Source organism: Micromonospora sp. HUAS YX12 (assembly GCF_040215685.1).
Lineage (GTDB): Bacteria > Actinomycetota > Actinomycetes > Mycobacteriales > Micromonosporaceae > Micromonospora > Micromonospora tulbaghiae.
Window position 1 is genome coordinate 1,162,644 of record NZ_CP157974.1, and the last position, 16,141, is coordinate 1,178,784.

At 70.9% G+C, this 16,141-nt stretch carries 19 protein-coding genes and 1 tRNA gene; 9 read left to right on the forward strand and 11 right to left on the reverse strand.

The annotated features are described in order from the left end of the window. Window positions 1-7 precede the first annotated feature (7 nt). Window positions 8-544 carry an Hsp20/alpha crystallin family protein gene (locus ABIH81_RS05800; protein ID WP_349879370.1) on the reverse strand — a complete coding sequence of 179 codons (537 nt, stop codon included), beginning with the start codon at window positions 542-544 and terminating at the stop codon, window positions 8-10. Beyond that, window positions 541-1,047, reverse strand: a complete 507-nt coding sequence (locus ABIH81_RS05805; protein ID WP_349879371.1) for a DUF2231 domain-containing protein — start codon at window positions 1,045-1,047, stop codon at window positions 541-543. The genes ABIH81_RS05800 and ABIH81_RS05805 overlap by 4 nt, the downstream gene beginning before the upstream one ends. A gap of 224 nt (window positions 1,048-1,271) precedes the next feature. Between ABIH81_RS05805 and ABIH81_RS05810 the strand changes: the two genes are divergently transcribed. Then, window positions 1,272-1,835 carry a pyridoxamine 5'-phosphate oxidase family protein gene (locus tag ABIH81_RS05810; protein ID WP_349881016.1) on the forward strand — a complete coding sequence of 188 codons (564 nt, stop codon included), beginning with the start codon at window positions 1,272-1,274 and terminating at the stop codon, window positions 1,833-1,835. Here ABIH81_RS05810 and ABIH81_RS05815 read toward each other — a convergent pair. Together ABIH81_RS05815 and ABIH81_RS05820 are read right to left on the reverse strand one after the other, a co-directional pair. After that, window positions 1,826-2,326: a DUF3592 domain-containing protein gene (locus ABIH81_RS05815; protein ID WP_349881017.1), complete on the reverse strand. Its 501-nt coding sequence runs from the start codon at window positions 2,324-2,326 to the stop codon at window positions 1,826-1,828. The two genes, ABIH81_RS05810 and ABIH81_RS05815, sit on opposite strands and share 10 nt — an antisense overlap. A gap of 43 nt (window positions 2,327-2,369) precedes the next feature. Further along, the gene (locus tag ABIH81_RS05820) at window positions 2,370-4,544 is read right to left on the reverse strand and encodes an acyltransferase family protein (RefSeq protein ID WP_349879372.1); all 2,175 of its coding nucleotides are present in this window, start codon (window positions 4,542-4,544) and stop codon (window positions 2,370-2,372) included. 128 nt (window positions 4,545-4,672) lie between these two features. Here ABIH81_RS05820 and ABIH81_RS05825 point away from each other — a divergent pair, with 128 nt between their 5' ends. From ABIH81_RS05825 to ABIH81_RS05845, 5 genes are all read left to right on the forward strand, one after another. Then, window positions 4,673-5,500, forward strand: coding sequence for a TrmH family RNA methyltransferase (locus ABIH81_RS05825; protein WP_349879373.1), 828 nt, complete (start codon window positions 4,673-4,675; stop codon window positions 5,498-5,500). Between the two features lie 134 nt (window positions 5,501-5,634). Next, entirely contained in the window at window positions 5,635-6,366 is a 732-nt protein-coding gene (locus tag ABIH81_RS05830) for an LPXTG cell wall anchor domain-containing protein (RefSeq protein WP_349879374.1), read from the forward strand. A gap of 145 nt (window positions 6,367-6,511) precedes the next feature. Beyond that, the gene (locus ABIH81_RS05835) at window positions 6,512-7,276 is read left to right on the forward strand and encodes an alpha/beta hydrolase (protein WP_349879375.1); all 765 of its coding nucleotides are present in this window, start codon (window positions 6,512-6,514) and stop codon (window positions 7,274-7,276) included. Window positions 7,277-7,306: 30 nt separating this feature from the next. Next, window positions 7,307-8,233 carry a carbon-nitrogen hydrolase family protein gene (locus tag ABIH81_RS05840; protein WP_349879376.1) on the forward strand — a complete coding sequence of 309 codons (927 nt, stop codon included), beginning with the start codon at window positions 7,307-7,309 and terminating at the stop codon, window positions 8,231-8,233. A 217-nt stretch (window positions 8,234-8,450) separates the two neighbouring features. Then, window positions 8,451-8,612, forward strand: a complete 162-nt coding sequence (locus tag ABIH81_RS05845) for a hypothetical protein (protein WP_349879377.1) — start codon at window positions 8,451-8,453, stop codon at window positions 8,610-8,612. 215 nt (window positions 8,613-8,827) lie between these two features. Here ABIH81_RS05845 and ABIH81_RS05850 read toward each other — a convergent pair whose 3' ends face one another. Together ABIH81_RS05850 and ABIH81_RS05855 are read right to left on the reverse strand one after the other, a co-directional pair. Continuing rightward, window positions 8,828-9,211 (reverse strand): hypothetical protein, encoded by a 384-nt coding sequence (locus ABIH81_RS05850; protein WP_349879378.1) that lies wholly within the window; start codon window positions 9,209-9,211, stop codon window positions 8,828-8,830. A 204-nt stretch (window positions 9,212-9,415) separates the two neighbouring features. After that, on the reverse strand, window positions 9,416-10,090 hold the full coding sequence (locus tag ABIH81_RS05855; protein WP_349879379.1) for an HAD-IA family hydrolase: 675 nt from the start codon (window positions 10,088-10,090) through the stop codon (window positions 9,416-9,418). A gap of 487 nt (window positions 10,091-10,577) precedes the next feature. On the opposite strand from ABIH81_RS05855, the gene ABIH81_RS05860 reads away from it, so the two are divergent. Further along, window positions 10,578-10,994 carry a GyrI-like domain-containing protein gene (locus ABIH81_RS05860; RefSeq protein WP_349879380.1) on the forward strand — a complete coding sequence of 139 codons (417 nt, stop codon included), beginning with the start codon at window positions 10,578-10,580 and terminating at the stop codon, window positions 10,992-10,994. Between the two features lie 56 nt (window positions 10,995-11,050). Next, window positions 11,051-11,554 carry a site-specific integrase gene (locus tag ABIH81_RS05865; protein ID WP_349879381.1) on the forward strand — a complete coding sequence of 168 codons (504 nt, stop codon included), beginning with the start codon at window positions 11,051-11,053 and terminating at the stop codon, window positions 11,552-11,554. Window positions 11,555-11,646: 92 nt separating this feature from the next. Here ABIH81_RS05865 and ABIH81_RS05870 read toward each other — a convergent pair. Beyond that, a tRNA-Thr gene (locus tag ABIH81_RS05870) sits at window positions 11,647-11,723 on the reverse strand. 133 nt (window positions 11,724-11,856) lie between these two features. Between ABIH81_RS05870 and ABIH81_RS05875 the strand changes: the two genes are divergently transcribed. Then, window positions 11,857-13,587, forward strand: coding sequence for a metallophosphoesterase (locus ABIH81_RS05875; RefSeq protein WP_349879382.1), 1,731 nt, complete (start codon window positions 11,857-11,859; stop codon window positions 13,585-13,587). 106 nt (window positions 13,588-13,693) lie between these two features. Here the strand turns inward: ABIH81_RS05875 and ricT are convergent, their stop codons facing one another. The 4 genes from ricT to ABIH81_RS05895 form a co-directional block, all read right to left on the reverse strand. Continuing rightward, entirely contained in the window at window positions 13,694-14,536 is an 843-nt protein-coding gene (ricT, locus tag ABIH81_RS05880; protein ID WP_349879383.1) for a regulatory iron-sulfur-containing complex subunit RicT, read from the reverse strand. A 260-nt stretch (window positions 14,537-14,796) separates the two neighbouring features. Further along, window positions 14,797-15,465 carry a hypothetical protein gene (locus ABIH81_RS05885; protein ID WP_349879384.1) on the reverse strand — a complete coding sequence of 223 codons (669 nt, stop codon included), beginning with the start codon at window positions 15,463-15,465 and terminating at the stop codon, window positions 14,797-14,799. Next, window positions 15,465-15,770, reverse strand: a complete 306-nt coding sequence (locus ABIH81_RS05890; RefSeq protein ID WP_349879385.1) for a hypothetical protein — start codon at window positions 15,768-15,770, stop codon at window positions 15,465-15,467. The genes ABIH81_RS05885 and ABIH81_RS05890 overlap by 1 nt, the downstream gene beginning before the upstream one ends. Window position 15,771: 1 nt before the next feature. After that, window positions 15,772-16,101, reverse strand: a complete 330-nt coding sequence (locus tag ABIH81_RS05895; RefSeq protein ID WP_013473591.1) for a YbaB/EbfC family nucleoid-associated protein — start codon at window positions 16,099-16,101, stop codon at window positions 15,772-15,774. Window positions 16,102-16,141: the final 40 nt, after the last annotated feature.

The following is a 16,141-nucleotide window of genomic DNA, read 5'->3' on the forward strand; positions in this document are numbered from 1 at the left end:
GCGGCCCCTACGGCCTGTCGATCTCGTCGAGCGCGGTGTCCGGGTGGTGCAGCTCCCGGTCCGCGGCCGGGTCGGCGGGCATCGGCGTACGGTCGGCGCCCGGTCGCGGGCCGGTACGGCCGACGGTGATGGTGCGCGGCGCGGGCCGGGACGCCCGGGGCAGGCGCACCCGGAGCAGGCCGTGGTCCATCACCGCGTCGATCCGGTCCGGGTCCACGCGGGACGGCAGGTCCACGCGGTACTCGAAGCCCCGGGTGGTGAACCCGCCCGGGATGCCGTGGTCGGCGTTCACCTCGGCCTCCGACCGGGCGCGGACGCACAGCTCCCGGTCGTCCAGCTCGACGGCGACCTCCTCCGGCGCCACGCCGGGAAGCCGGACGACGACCTCCCAGCCGTCGGCCGTCTCGGCCAGTTCCACGTCCGGGCTGCCGGACCGTCCGCCGACCAGCCGGCTCAGCTCGGAGCGCAGCGACTGCAGCTCGCCCATCGGATCCCAGCCCTGCTGGCGGCCACGCCAGCCCCGTCCGCCGCTCTGTTCGGTCATCGCACGTCTCCGATCCGCTGTGTCGCCGAGGGGGGTCGCAGCGAGCTGGGCGCGTTCAGATCGTGCTCCGGGTCGACGCCGACGCCGAGCCGGTCCACCAGTTCGCCGCCGAGCCAGGCGCTGACGCCGAGGATCGCCACGGCGACCACCTCGATGGCGATCAGCGCGCCACCGGCCGCGCGGGAGTCGGCGTTGAGCCGGACCGCCCAGACCGCGGCGAACAGCAGGATGACCGCCACGTTGGCGGCGGCGTGGGTGAGCCCGACCCGCTTGGCGCGGGTGCCGGCCGGCAGGGCGAGCAGGTCGAACGCCCCGGCCGCCGCGGCCAGCAGGCCGCCGATCAGACCGACCGTGATGTTCCAGTACGCGACCTCGGCCAGGAAGCCGGGCCCGCCCACGGTGTCCACCACATCGAAGATCACGGCGGTCACGAGGAGCGCCACCGGGAACATCACGAGCATCGGGTGCACGGGATGGCCGAGCACCTTGAGCCGGCTCTCCATCTCGGCCTCCATCCGTCGCGTCCGGACGCACGCTGCGAACCGGTCCCTACCCGCCGGCCCCGGGGGCAAACCCGGCGCTCGACGCACTCTCCTAGGCTGACAGTGGCGGATCACGGCCCGTCGCGGGGCGGAACCGCCGTCGAGGTCAACGGACGGGGGAGGAAGACGTGACGACCCGGGAGATCACCAGCGAGGCCGAACTACGCGAGCTGATCGGCACACCGATGCCGCGGGCGGCCGCCAAGGACCGTCGTACGCTGCACGAACGCGACCGGGAGTGGCTCGCCGCCGCGCCGTTCTGCCTGATCGCCACCGCCGGCGCGGACGGCACCTGCGACGTCTCCCCCAAGGGTGACCCGCCGGGCTTCGCGCTGGTGCTCGACGACACCACGATCGCGATTCCGGAGCGGCCCGGCAACCGGCGGGCCGACGGCTACCGCAACATCCTGGCCAACCCGCACGTCGGGTTGATCTTCCTGATCCCCGGCCGCACCGACACACTGCGGATCAACGGCCGGGCCCGGCTGATCGCCGACGCACCGTGGTTCGCCGACATGGAGGTCAAGGGCCACCGGCCGGTGCTGGCCGTCGAGGTCGCGATCGAGCAGATCTTCTACCACTGCGCGAAGGCGTTCCTGCGCTCGGAGCTGTGGCAGCCGGAGACGTGGCAGCCGGACGTACTGCCGACCCGGGCCCGGCTGATCAAGGAGGTGGAGGCCCCGGCGGAGAGCCTGGCCGACCTGGAACGCCACTACGGCCCGGCCTACCTGGAGACGCTCTACCGCTGACCCCGTCGCCGGCGGGCGCCGTCGTGGCCGGGCCGACCGGTGCGCCGCCGGCGTCCGATGCGGGACAGCGTCAGCACCACCCCGGCGCCCAGGGCGACCAGCCCGACCACGCCGAGTACGCCCTGCACGCGCCCGCGGTGCCCGCTGAGCTGCCCGAAGTCGGTGACGAAGTCGCCCGGGTCCGCCGGGTTGACCCAGATCGGCACCTCGGTGCCCGCCGCCCGGCACACCTCGAAGCAGGGCACCTCCTGCGAGTGCGTGCGGCCGTCGACCACGTAGCTGAAGTACATGGTGCTCGACGAGGAACTCCGGTTTCCGCCGCTCTCCGTCACCTGGTCGACCACCACCGCCTGTGCGGGCGTACCCCGCTCGCGCAGCGTCACCCCCCAGTCGTCGAGCGCCGTCTGGGTGTGGAACGGCAGCCAGAGCAGGGCGCCACCGGCGACCGCCAGCAGCACGTACGCGAGGCTGAGCCAGGACGGCCGACGCATGATCACGCCGCCATCGTGGCCGGGCGCCGCAACCCGAGGCGAGCTATCCGGCCGGGGTGAAACGCGCCGGTACGCCGACGTCGGACAGGGCGCGGGCGAGGTGCGGTGCGGTCGTCTTCACGTACGCCGCGCCGATGTGCGAGCCACCCCGGTAGATGAGCACGTTGCCGAACACCACCGGGCACCTGTCGGTCGGGCAGACGGCGTCGAACAGGTCGATCATCTTGACCTTCGGCGCGCCCGCGACCGCCTGCCGCTGCATCCGGTAGCCCGGGTCCTGGTCGTGCTTCTCCCGGTCGAACGCGCAGGCCGACAGGCGCTTGCGGTTCTTGTCGGCGCAGGCCACCGCCGCGCCCGGATGCGGGTTGTTGGCGAGGACGACGACCTTGGTCCCCACCGAGTCGAGCTTCTTCCACGAGGCCCGTACGCCGGACACCATCGCGGCGACGGTGGCGCGCTTGCCCCCGCTGTCCAGGGCCGTCGACGCCGACTGCGAGGTGACCACATAGTCGGGGCGCTCCTGCACCAGGCGGTCCAGCAGCGCGCGGTTCCACTCGATGCAGTCGGTGTAGGGCTTGCCGGACCCGTCGCCCTTGAGCACCTGGGCGCTGGTGAAGGCGCATCCCGCCTTCGCCATGATCAGCAGCTTCCAGTCGTTCTGCGCGGCGAGCACCTGGAACGCGGGCAGCCACTGGTCCATCTTCGAGTCACCGACGAGCGCGACCGTGGTGGACGCGTTCGGGTTGCCGTACGTGCAGGACAGCACCTCGGCGCCCTCGACCTGCTGGAAGCACTTGTCCCGGTTGGTGTCGGGCACGTCCATGAAGCCCTGCCGGATCTGCAGCGGGTCCGGCGTGATCACGTCGAACCGCTCCGGGACCGGACCGATCGGCGCCGTACCGGGCGCGGTCGACAGCAGCGCGGCGCCCGGGGCGTACCGGCCCTTGGTCGTGGTCGCGGCGGCGGCCCACGCGCCCATCAGCACCAGGACCATCCCGGCGCAGATGCCGGCGAGTGTGAAGTTGCCGCCCAGGCTCAACGCCAGGCGCGGCGACGTGGAGATCTTCCGCGAGTAGCGAAGCGGGTTCTCCACCAGCCGGAACGTGAGCCAGGCCGGGATCACCGAGGCGAGCGCCACCACCAGGCCCTCGGTCACCGACAGGTCACCGAAGTGCGCGGCGGCCACCACGAGCATCGGCCAGTGCCACAGGTACAGCGAGTACGACAGGTCACCGATCCACTGGAACGGACGCAGGCCGAGCACCATCACCGGCCCCCGGGAGCCGGCCGCCGCACCGGCCGCGATCACCGCCGCCGCGCCGAGCGTGGGCAGCGCCGCCGCGTACCCCGGCCATGCGGTCTTCCCGCTCACCAGCAGCGCCGCCGCCACGATCGCGGCGAGGCCGAGCCACCCGAGGACGACCGCCACCGACCGGGGCATCCGCGCGGCGCGGACCGCCAGCAGCGCGACCGCCGCGCCGACCGCGAGCTCCCACAGCCGCGTGGTGGAGACGAAGAACGCGCGCTCCGGCGAGTTCGCCGTCTCGACGATCGACCAGACGAACGACGGCACCGCCAGCACCGCGAGACCGACCCACAGGACCGGCCGTACGTCGGCCCGCCGGAGCCGGCGCGCGGCGAGGATGGCCAGCACGATCAGCAGGGGCCAGAGCAGGTAGAACTGCTCCTCCACGGCGAGTGACCAGAAGTGCTGCACCGGCGACGGCGCGACGTCCTCGGCCAGGTAGTCGACCGCGCGGTCGGCGAACCGCCAGTTGACGACGTAGGTCGCCGCGGCGGCGATGTCGCCGCCGACGACCTGCCACTCACCCCGGGGTACGAACAGCCGGACCGCAACGGCGGTGGCCGCCAGCACCACGGTGGCCGCGGGCAGGATCCGCTTGGCCCGGCGCGCGTAGAAACCGGTGAGCGAGACCCGCCCGCTGCGCTCGATCTCGGAGATGAGCTGCCCGGTGATGAGGAAGCCGGAGATCACGAAGAAGACGTCGACGCCGACGAAGCCACCGGGGATGAACGGCAGCCCGGCGTGGTAGAGCAGCACCAGCCCCACGGCGACGGCCCGGAGCCCGGCGACGTCGGCCCGGAACCGGCTCGGCGTCGCCTCCCGGCCCGGCTCGCGCGCGGTCGCCGTACCGCCCGGTTCCTCGGCTGGTGAACCTTCCCGATCGGCAACCTTCGTCAACGGCGGGGAAGTCATCGCGATCCTCAAACTCTGCGGCTGGGGGCGAGGGAACGATAGCGGCTGGTCGCTCGCCTGGACAATCACGCCGCGTCGGCACCTCACCGGCGCGTGGCCTCGAACCCCGATGCGGTTGAATCGGCTGCGTGGCGAAGACCCTGACGATCACCACCCGCAACGCGAGCTTCCAGCAGTGGCAGGCGCTGCTGACCAACCGCACCAAGCGGCAGCGTGCCGGGGAGTTCCTGGTGCAGGGGGTCCGCCCGATCACGGTGGCCCTGGAGCAGGGCTGGGAGATCCGCGCGCTCCTGTACCCGGACCGGCAGCCGCTGTCCCGCTGGTGCCGTGACCTGCTCGACCGCACCGACGCCAGGCGCGTCGCGCTCGCGCCGGAACTGATGCGGGAACTCAGCGGCAAGGACGAGGAGTCACCCGAGCTGCTGGCCGTCGTGGCGCAGCCCGATGACGACCTGGCGCGCATCCCGGTCGGGCCGGCGATGCTCGTGGTGGTCTTCGACCGCCCCAAGACCCCGGGCAACATCGGCACGCTGATCCGTTCCGCTGACGCCTTCGGCGCCTCCGGCGTGATCATCACGGGCCACGCCGCCGACCCGTACGACCCGAAGGCGGTCCGGGCCAGCACCGGCTCGCTGTTCGCCGTACCGGTGGTGCGCGCCGCCGGCCACCGCGACGTCCTGGACTGGGTCGCCGCGGTGCGTGCGGACGGACTTCCGCAGGTCCAGATCATCGGTACGGACGAGCACGGGGACGTCGACGTCGCCGAGCACGACCTGACCGGCCCCACTCTCCTGCTGGTCGGCAACGAGACGCACGGGCTCAGCAAGGGCTGGCAGGAGGCCAGTGACCGGATGGTGCGCATCCCCATCGTGGGGGCGGCGAGTTCGCTGAACGCGGCGGCAGCCGGGACGGTGGCGCTGTACGAGGCCGCCCGGCAGCGCGCCGGGCGCCGGTAGGCGGGCGGAGTCGCTCCGCCGTCCGGTGCCTCACCGAATTCGTCGCCACGAACACCGGAATCGATACCACATTGCTTTCCGCCCACCGCCGGTAACATCTGCGTGTTTTGATCTACACGGGGAGGAAGTACCAAATGCGGTGGAAGATCCCGGCCGGCGCTTTAGTGGCGCTGGTCTTTCTGTTCCCGGCGGCGCCGGCGACGGCTCAGACTGAGCCGCCAGTGCTCAACGAGGCCTGCCAGACGGTCGAGCGCAAGGTCTACAAGGACATCCGCGAACTCGTCACCATCGACCTGGATGCCGCCACCGACGGCCAGGTGCGCCTGCTGGCCTACCAGATCCTGGCCGCGGCGGAGGCCGACTCGTTGCCCGTCCTGCCCGGCGCGATTCAGGAACGGCTGAACGGCAGCGCGGAAGACCTCCACGCGTTCCTCAAGGAGGACGTGCAGGACATCTGGGCGACGGCTCTGCGAATCAAGGTGGGCCAGACGATGACGGGCGCCGGCACCAACGTACGAGAGGCCGCACAGAAGGTGCTCGACGACCCGTCCGTCGATGCCTACCTGGCTTACCTGAACAAGGGCGTGTACGCCGCACGAGCACTTGACTGCGCGGCTTCGCCCACTCCGACGGCGACGTCGCAGCCCACGTCGGCACCGAGCGCCACGCCCAGCGCCACGACGACCGTCGCACCGCCGCCTGCTCCCTCCGCCAGCCCGGCCGCTCCCGGTGGCGGCGAGGGCGGTGGGCTGCCCGTGACCGGCGACGACACCGCGACCGTGGCCGGCATCGGCAGTGCGCTTCTGCTCCTCGGCGGCGCGGGCTACCTGCTCGGACGCCGCCGCCGTTCCCGCTTCGTGGCATAGCTCGACCCGCCGCGCCCAGCTCGACGCTTCGTCGAGCTGGGCGCGATCAGCGGTGTGCTTGGCGAGTCTCGTCTGAGCCGATCGTGCGACCGACCGCTCGGCGCTGCCCGACCGCCGACAACGGTGGGGTCTAGCATCCCAGGTCGTGCGTGGGTTCTTCGCGGTTGAGAGTCGTAAGCTCTCCTATCTGGACTTCGGTGGTTCGGGCGCCCCGCTCCTGGCTCTTCACGGGCACTACAACGAAGCGTCGGCATTCGCACCACTGGCCGAGGCGTTGGCACCCCGCTGGCGAGTGATCGCACTCGATCAGCGCGGCCACGGAGCGTCGGACCGTGCCGAGAGCTACGAGCGTGACGACTACGTATCCGACGTCGCCGCGTTCCACCAGCATCTGAACGTCGGCCCTGCGGTGGTGCTGGGCCACTCGCTCGGCGGCGTGAACGCCTACCAGTACGCCGGGCGGCACCCCGACCGGGTCACCGCGCTCATCGTCGAGGACGCCGGCGCGGTCGTAGACGTCGATTGGTCGTTCACGACCAGCCTCCCCCGCCACGCGCCGACCCACGACGCGCTGGCCGCGGCCCTGGGCGCGGCGGCACCCTACCTGGAATGTTCCGTCCGCCGGTCCAACGACGGCTGGGGCTTCTCATTCGACATCGACGACACGGTGGTGTCCCAGAAGGCACTCAACGGTGACCACTGGAAGGACTGGGTTTCGGTGAGCTGCCCGACTCTCCTGATTCGTGGAACGCGTAGCGATGAACTGGATGCGGGCCACGCTCGCGAGATGATCGCCCGTCGCGGCGGCCACGCTCGCCTTGCCGAGCTGCCCGCCGGTCACGTGGTGCATCACGACGCTCGAACACAGTTCGCCGCCGCCGTTCGCGCCTTCTTGTCCGGATCCGGCTGAGCCAGGGGAGTTTTCGGAGATGCGCCGGCCATGCCGCTGATCGAACCCCGCAGGCATGGACATCTGGCAGTCGTTCAGGATTGCCGGGTGCACATGTCGATCGTGATTGCCCAGGTCTCACCCGCCTGGAACGTAGACGCCAATCTGATCACCGTGCGGGAGGTCCTCAGCGAGACGCGCGCGGGTGACGTTGTCCTCCTGCCCGAAGGAATGCTGTCCGGCTACGGCGAGGATCTGGCGCCGCTGGCCACTGTGGAGCCCGCCGCGGTGAACCAGGCCGTCGCACAAGTGGCCCAGCTTGCCCAGCAGAAGCAGGTTCAGATCTTCTGCGGATCGCTACTGCCGTGGCAGGGCGGGTGGTGCAACGCCGGCCTGTTCTTCCCGCCCCACGGAGACCATCAGGTCTACCGGAAGATCAACCTCGCGATGAACGAACGTGGTCGCCTGCGCCCCGGCGATCGCCTGCCGACCATCGACCTCAGGCAGCCAGACGGGGAGGTGACCGTGGGCGTCCAGCTCTGCCGTGAGATCCGCTTCCCGGAGCAGTGGCAGTACCTGGCTTCGGCGGGAGCCCAGGTGTTCTTCTATCTCACCAATGCCGCCAACACCCGCGAGGTCAATGGCGTCTGGCGTAGCCACCTGATCAGCCGGGCTGCCGAGAACCAGCGCTTCCTCGCCTCCGCCAACATCGCCCACCCCGACCAGCACTGTCCCAGCATGGTGGTATCGCCGCGAGGCGAAGTGCTCGGAGAACTTCGTCCCGGGCACTCCGACGTACTCCGGCAGACCATCGACCTGGACCAGGTCGCAAGCTGGTACCTCGGGCAACGCCGTCAGGACCTGCTCTCCCTCGCATACCAGGGAAATGAGATATCCGAGACGCAGGTCGACCCACTTGGGCAACACGTCGACGGCCCGGTCCAGGAGGGCTCCTTCGGCAACCTCTTCGCGCAGTGAACGGCGCTCGGTCGGTTGAGCGACCTCGCGGTAGAACTGGAGGTCTTCGAATCCGTAGGTGGCTACATCGTGCTGGTGGCTCCGAAGATCAGGCGAGAAATGCGTGCCGGCTCGCTGCTGGCGTACATGATGCCGTCTTCGAAGAGGTGTCGTCCGAGGTTGCTGCCCGCGTGACGCAGGGCCATGACTCCGGCGTGTGCGGTCGGCCTCGGCGTCGATGACGCTGGACGTGAACGCCGGACTGTTCGGTGACGACCTGGACGCCGTTGCCAACCGGCTGGACGAGGCGGTCGCGGCGCGGGATGCGGACTATTTGCGGACTGGCACGGCCGGCGGTGCTGTCGTGGACCTGGGAAAGCGGCGAAGCCCAGGCCAATGACCTGGGCTCCGGTGCCGAGCCGGCTGACGGAATCGAACCGTCGGCCTACGCATTACGAGATCAAAACTGGCGACCCCGCAGGCTCCGCGAATTGGCTTCTAGCAGCGGAAACGCCTCTCGACATCTCTCACCACTCCCCTGCCGTCTGTGAGTCTCTTGCGGACCAGATGCGGACTGCCCACCGGTCGGGGCGCTGGCATCAGCCGACGGGATGCTTACGTAGTCGCCCGGGATGCCGGTGGGGCGGAAGGGCTGGCGGGCTCACTCCGCGCGGATACCGGCGACGGCGTGCCGTTCATGCAGCTCTCTATGAACAACCCCTCGCCTTCTTTCAGCAAGGCGACTTTTTCGTCGTAGTTCCCGACGTGGGGCGCATCGTGGCCGTTCGGTCCACCGTAGAAATGATCGTAGGCGTCATAGCACATTTCCGAGTCGCCGGGGGATCCCGATGGCCGGCTCTTCTCCACGGCATGCACTTCGGCCCCACGCTGAGCCATCTTGCGCAGGTACTCCATCTGCTCGTCATGCGACGCACCGCTGGTGCAGGCGGTGAGAAGTGCCGCGAGGGACAGGGCGGCTGCTGCGTAGCGCTTCTCCACGGGCGCGGAGTGCATCAACCGCCCTTGATGTCCGAAGGGAAGTACCTGTGTGCCTGGCAGGAGTCGAACCTGCGGCCTTGGGACTAGAAGAAGGCCGCGGAAGGCTGGTCGGGTGGTTGCGCACCTGGTCAGCCCGTCCGCCGTTGTCGGATGGCGTCGGCGTTAGCCGGGGTCTTGGCTGTACGACTGGCTGTACTGACCGCTCTACTCGGCCGGCTCCATGACCTTGGACGGCTCTCGGAGTTTGGCGAGCAGCTCACCCAAGGCACGGATAACAGGCCCGCCCCAGCTCGGGTCGGTGTCGTTGTGTTCCGTGGTCCGGAAGACGGTCATACCCACCGCTGCCGCCCCGGGCAGCTCCCCGTCTGAGCCGTCACCGACGAAGAAGCACTCCGCCGGCTCGACCCCCAGGCGCTCGGCAGCAAGGTGATAGATCGCCGGATCGGGCTTGGCCAGCCCGACATCGCAGGAGAAGATCGCGACATCGAACCGTCGGGCAAGCGGACTCTGGGGCCACGGCTCGGAGGTGTCCGAGGTGGCGTTGCTGATGAGGGCCAGCGGATGACCATCGGCGCGTAGCGCGTCGAGCACGTCGAGGGTGGCGGGCGAGACGCTGTCCAGCACCCGGCGTCCGAGGGCTCGCCGATGCTGACCGGCCCGTGCCACCTGTGCGTCGGTCGGCGTGCCGCCGAGGCGTGCGGCGAGGATGCGGATGGTCTCCTCCACGTCCCACCGGACCAGCCGGTCCCGCCAGGTGGCGTGGTACGCGGCGACCAGCTCGGCAGGAGCCACGCCGACCATGACCGCCATTTCGCCGACTACCCGGTCACGCTCCTCGTCAGCCCCGTGGATCAAGGTATGGAAGAGGTCGAAGATCACTGGTCGAGACATCTCAGCATCCTACTGAGATCGTAACCGCTCTCACCTTGCTCGCCATCCCTGTCTGCCGCCGACCCACACACCGTGGAGCGGGCCAGGGCCAGGGCGACAAGGTGGAGCGCCCTACCGAACGACCTTGTCGCCCTGGCCCTGGTCTGCTCGGCTCTGCCTGGGTCGGTGGCTGGCGGGATGGCATCCCACCACCCACGAACCGGAACCGTTCGGCAACTCCATCTCGGAGTCGTCTGGCCCCCGCCGGAGGCATGTCCTTAATTGGCCGGCGCGTCGGCCGATGCCGGCGCTTGCGCCGCCAGCAGGCCGAGCGCGTCCGGCGCGGCCCGCTTGCGGAATCCTGCAGAGGGCGTGCGGCTGCCTCGGCGTGGAAGCGCCGGCCGGACCACAGGAACCTGATTCGCGGGACACGCCGTGTCAGAGGCGGTGAGTAGCTTCTATGCAACACGGACCACACGCCGGAGAAAGGCCACAGATGGAACTACCGCTCAGGCGAGTCGAGCGCACCGAGACGCCGGTCATGTTCGTGGCCGCCAAAGACGGATCAGACGAGATCGGGCCAGCCTGGGACCGCCTGGAGACGCTGCTCGGGTCGCTGCGCGGGCGCAAATTCCTCGGCGTGTTCGACGGCTCCGGCATCTACCGCTGCTGCGTCCAAATCCGAGTCGGCGACGACCCTGACCAACTCGGCCTGCAATCAGGCGTCGTGCCAGGAGGCCAATACCTGAGCGCAACCGTGCGTGGTCCCCAACCCGCCGCCTATGCTCTGCTAACCCCGACCTTTGAAAGGTTGCGGCGCTCGGGAGACCGAGACGACACTCGCCCCAGCATCGAGCACTACCGCCGCCACGACCGCATCGACCTGCTGATGCCCATACGAGGCAGAGCCTGAATCGACCGGCCGCTACAGCGGACCCCCTCGGGCTCCGCCAAGGTGAAGTCCTTGGATTGCGGTGGGATGACGTCGACCTGGTTTCTGGGACGCTGCGTGTGCGGGGGCAACTGCAGCGCAATCCCGACACGGGGAACTTGGACTTCGTGGAGACGAAGACTGCCCGGTCTCGTCGAACTCTCCCGCTGCCGCCCACTGTGCTGGAGGCACTTCGTCGCCACCAGGAACGCCAGGCAGCGGAACGGTTCGACGCTGACAGCTGGGCTGATCCGGCTCTGGTCTTCGCGACGGCCGTTGGCACGCCCATCCATCCGCGCAACGACTACCGGTCGTTCCGGGAGATCATCCGGCGGGCGGGCCTACGGCAGGTCCGCCTTCACGACTTGCGGCACACAGCGGCAAGCGTCCTACTCGCCCAGGGCGTGCCCGCCCGCGTGGTCATGGAGATCCTCGGCCACTCGCAGATCAGCGTCACCCTCAACATCTACGCCCACGTAGCTCGAGAGATCGCGCGGGAAGCGGCTTCGCGGTTGGAGGGGGCGCTGTGGTCGGGTGAGTAGGTTGGCTGCTCGCTCGGCTGCCCGGCCTCGCGAGGGCAGGCAAAAGGCCCAGGTCATGATCGGCGATCAAGCCGGTGACCTGGGCCTTTCCGTGGAGCCGCCTGACGGAATCGAACCGTCGACCTACGCATTACGAGTGCGTCGCTCTAGCCGACTGAGCTAAGGCGGCAACGATCGTCAAGTGTACGGCACACCCCGCCGGAAGCCGAACCGGATCCCCCCGCCCCGGAACCCGGACACCGGACCACATCCACCCCGTCACGGGAGAGACTTCGCGCCCGCTCCGGACTACCCTGCGGCGGGTGACCGACGAACCGCCGCGACCACCGGCTCCCGAGGCGCATCCCGGCGAGCGGGCCACCCGCCGCCCCCGCAGCATCGACCCCCGGGAGCTGGGTTTCACCCCGCGCCGGCCGGTTCCCTGGCTCGCGCCACTGCTGCTGATCAGCACCGGCCTGCGTACGTTGCTGGCCATGCTGTTCGGGGCGTACCTGGACAAGCGCGAGTTGCAGAACGCGTTCAGCGACGGCACGTTCCGGCAGGTCGGGCCGGACGGTGGGCTCTGGCTCGACTACGTGGCCGACCTGGGTGACGGCTTCGACGCCACGTACTCGGTGGCGTACCTGCTCGCCCAGCCGGAGCTGACCGTGGACGGGCACCGGCTTCCCCGTGCGCAGACGCTGGTGATGGGCGGCGACCAGGTCTACCCGGCGGCGGGCTACGAGGCGTACGAGGATCGCTGCAAGGGCCCGTACCAGGCGGCGCTGCCGGTCGCCCCGCCGGAGCGCCCGACGCTGTTCGCGGTGCCGGGCAACCATGACTGGTACGACGGGCTGACCGCGTTCCTGCGGCTGTTCGTGCGCACCCGGGACCGGCACTTCGCCGGCTGGGGCACCGGCCAGTCCCGCTCGTACTTCGCTGTCGAGCTGCCGGCCGGCTGGTGGCTGCTCGGCCTCGACGACCAGTCCGGGTCGTACCTGGACGACCCGCAGCTCACCTACTTCGACGAGGTGGCCCGCAGGCTCACTCCGGAATCCAAGGTGATCCTGGCGGTGCCGGCGCCGACGTGGGTCAAGGCCGTCGACCACCCCAACGCGTACGACTCGATCGACTACTTCATCCGCACCCTCGTGGCGCCGACCGGGGCGCAGGTACGGGTGCTGGTCTCCGGCGACCTGCACCACTACGCCCGTTACGCCGGGCCGGACCGGCAGCTCATCACGTGCGGTGGTGGCGGCGCCTACCTGTACCCCACGCACCGGCTGCCGGAGAAGCTGGAGGTGCCGCCGCGTGACACGCTGACCCGGCGGGCCAGCAACACCCGGGAGTACGACCTGGCCGCGCGCTATCCGGACAAGGCGCGCTCCCGCCGGTACGGCTGGGGGATCTTCGCCCGGCTGCCGTTCCGCAACCCGGGCTTCACCACGCTGCTCGGCACGCTGCACACGCTGCTGATGCTGGCCATGGCCGGGGTGGCGGTGCAGCGGGTGGGCACCACCGAGCAACGGCTGTTCAGCGTGCCGCTGGCGATCATGCTGGTGGTGGCGATGATGGGCGCGGTGTTCTTCGCCAAGCCGCCCACGGCGGGCGGGAAACGGCACGCCCGGCACTGGATCCTCGGGGTGGCGCACGGGCTGGCCCAGGTGGCGCTCGCCGCCGGGGGCACGTGGGTCTGGTTGCAGCTGCCGTTCTACGACTGGCCGTGGCCGCTGCCGGCGGTCGCCGCCGTGGTGCTCTACGGGCCGGTGAGCGGGCTGGTCGCCAGCCAGCTCGTGGCGCTCTATCTGCTGGTGGCGGGCGCGTTCGGGGTGAACCTGAACGAGCTGTTCGCGGGGCAGGGCATCGAGGACTCGAAGGCGTTCCTGCGGTTCCGGATCGACCCGGACGGCACGCTGACGATCTACCCGATCGCCGTGGACAAGGTGTCCCACGACTGGCAGCTGAACCCCGACCAGTCCCCCACCGCCCCCTGGCTGACCCCGAAGACCCCGCTGACCCCGCGCCTCGCCGAACCCCCGATCGTCATCCGCTGACCCCACCGATCACCCCCGTGATCAAGGAGTTCGTGTCCTGTCCGGGCGCGATCGGAGACACAAACTCCTTGATCACCGGGGAAAACGCGGGCGGGGAGCGGGAGGGTCAGGGCTGGGGGTAGTGCTCGTCGTGGGCCTGCCTCGGGCCACAGACCGACGCTCGGGAGCACATCGAGCGGGAGCCGTCGGCGTCCAGGCGGACCGTGACCGCGTCGCGCGGGACGCTGTGGCCGACCACCTTGCCCTCGCCCTGCGGCGTGGACACCCGGCTGCCGACCGCCGGGGCGGTCTCCTGGAACTTCTGATACAGCGGATGTTCGTACTTGAGGCAGCACATCAGCCGCCCGCACGCCCCGGAGATGCGCAGCGGGTTGAGCGGCAGATCCTGGTCCTTCGCCATCCGGATGGTCACCGGCTCGAAGTCGGTGAGGAACGTGGCGCAGCACAGGTCGCGCCCGCAGGAGCCGATGCCGCCCTGCACGCGGGCGGAGTCCCGGGCGGAGAGTTGCCGCAGCTCGACCCGGCAGTGCAGCGTCGCGCCGAGGTCGCGGACCAGGGAGCGGAAGTCGACGCGGTGCGGCGCGGTGAAGTAGATGGTGGTGCGGTCGCTGCCGTTCTCCGGCGTGGCGAGGACGTGGTCGACGGCGACCACCTTCATCGGCAGGCCGTGTTCGCGGATCAGCCGCTTGGCGGCCACCTTCGCCTCGGCCTTGCGCCGGCGCAGCATCTCGTCGCGGCGCAGGTCGTCGTCACCGGCGATCCCGGCGAGTTTCGGGAAGCTGTCGGTGTCCTCGCTGACCCACTGCGCGGCCCAGACGCACTCGGCCACCTCGGGCCCCTCGTCGGTGGGCACCAGCACCCGGTCACCCACCTGCGGGCGCAGCTCGCCCGGATCGAGGTAGTAGAGGCGCCCGTACCGGTTGAAGCTGACCGCGCAGAGCATGCCCATGCGCCCCACCCTACGCGGATCGGCGCCCGCCGCACCGCGCACCGGTCGCCGCACCGTCACCCACCGCAGCGATCATCGTCGTCGATCCGGCCGAACCGGCCCCATCGCCTCGCCCGGACGGCTGAATCTGCGGCGGGCCCCTGACAAACACCGGTCCGGGCGCGTTGAGTGAAGGCATACCTGCGGGGGGTGCAGGGGAAGGCCACGGCGCCGCCGCCGTCACCGGCCACGGCCGGTCCGGCGCGCGGCGCCGTGGACCGTCAGTAGCCGATCCGGGTGGTGCCGCCGTAGCGCGGGGCGGTGGTGGCGCGATCCCGCCACGGCGTCTCGGCCAGGCTCGGCCCCCACTGGCGCAGCAGCGTCTCGGCACCGTCGTAGGCCACCCCGAGCACGCCCAGGATCCTCGTGGCGATCTCCGCCGCGGCCGACGCCCCGGCCCGTCCGGCCTCGGCGCCGGGCCGGGTCGCGGCGTGCACCGCGACCGCCTCGGCCGAGCCAAGCACCTCGGCCAGCGCCCGGGCCAGCGCGGCCCGGCTGCCCTCCACCCAGCCGGCCAGCGCGTCGGCGTAGCCCGCCGTCGACTCCAGCCGCCCGACCAGGCTCTCCGGCCCCTCGTCCAGGTGCCGCAGCAGGGCGGCACGTGCCTCGTCGTACGCCGACGCGGCGGCGCCGGACCAGGCGACCTGGTCGGCCAGCAGGGCGGAGGTGTCGTCGTACCCCCGGACGAGCCGGCGCACCACGTGGCCGGCGCCGGTCAGCGGCGCCGGATGCAGGTCGAGGAACTCGCGCACGGCCCCGCCGGGAAGCACCTGCATGCGGCGCAGCAGCGGCCAGAGCCGGTGCCCCTCGGGCGCACCGGCGGCCAGCAGCGTGTCGACGCGGGCGAGCAGGTCGAGGCCCGGCTCGGCGAGGCGGTCGAGCGCGTCCATCAGGCCTCCCGGGCCAGCCGCCGGGCGACCGCGTCGTCGGCGGCGGCGTAGCGGTCGGCGGCGCTGCGCAGCGCCGCCGCGGCGGCGGCCATCCGGGCGGCGGCGGCCTGCGCCTCGCGCGCCCGGTCGGCGGTGGCAAGGGTCCACTGGCGGTGCAGCGCGCGGCCCACCTCGCCGGGGCGGCCGGTGGCGTGCGCGCCGAACGCGGGATGCGGCGGGTCGGTGGCGGTCACCGTGCGGGCGAGCGTGGCGAGGGTCGCGCCGGCCTCGTCCAGACGGGCGGCCAGGGCACGCAGCGTCTCCATGTCAGGCCCCCGCCAGCGGCCGGTAGGCCGCGAACGTCTCGTTGTGCAGCTTCTCCCGCGCCCACTGCGCCGCGTCGGCGGCGGCCGTGACCGCGGCCTGCACCGAACCGGCCACGTCGCGCGGGCTGCGGTGGTGCAGCGGGCCGAGGAAACGCACGTCGGTGATCCGCCCGCCGGCGGTCACCACCACCTCGACGAGCCCGTCGGGTGAGCGGACGGTGACCTCGACCGTCGCGACCGCCTGGTCGAACTCGGCCTGCAGGTTCTCGATCCGGCGGTAGCGCCGCACCGCCTCCTCGATCCAGGCCTCGTCGATCTCACCCCGCGGCATCGGCGGACTCCTCCCGGCCGGTCGGCCCGACCCTCACTGA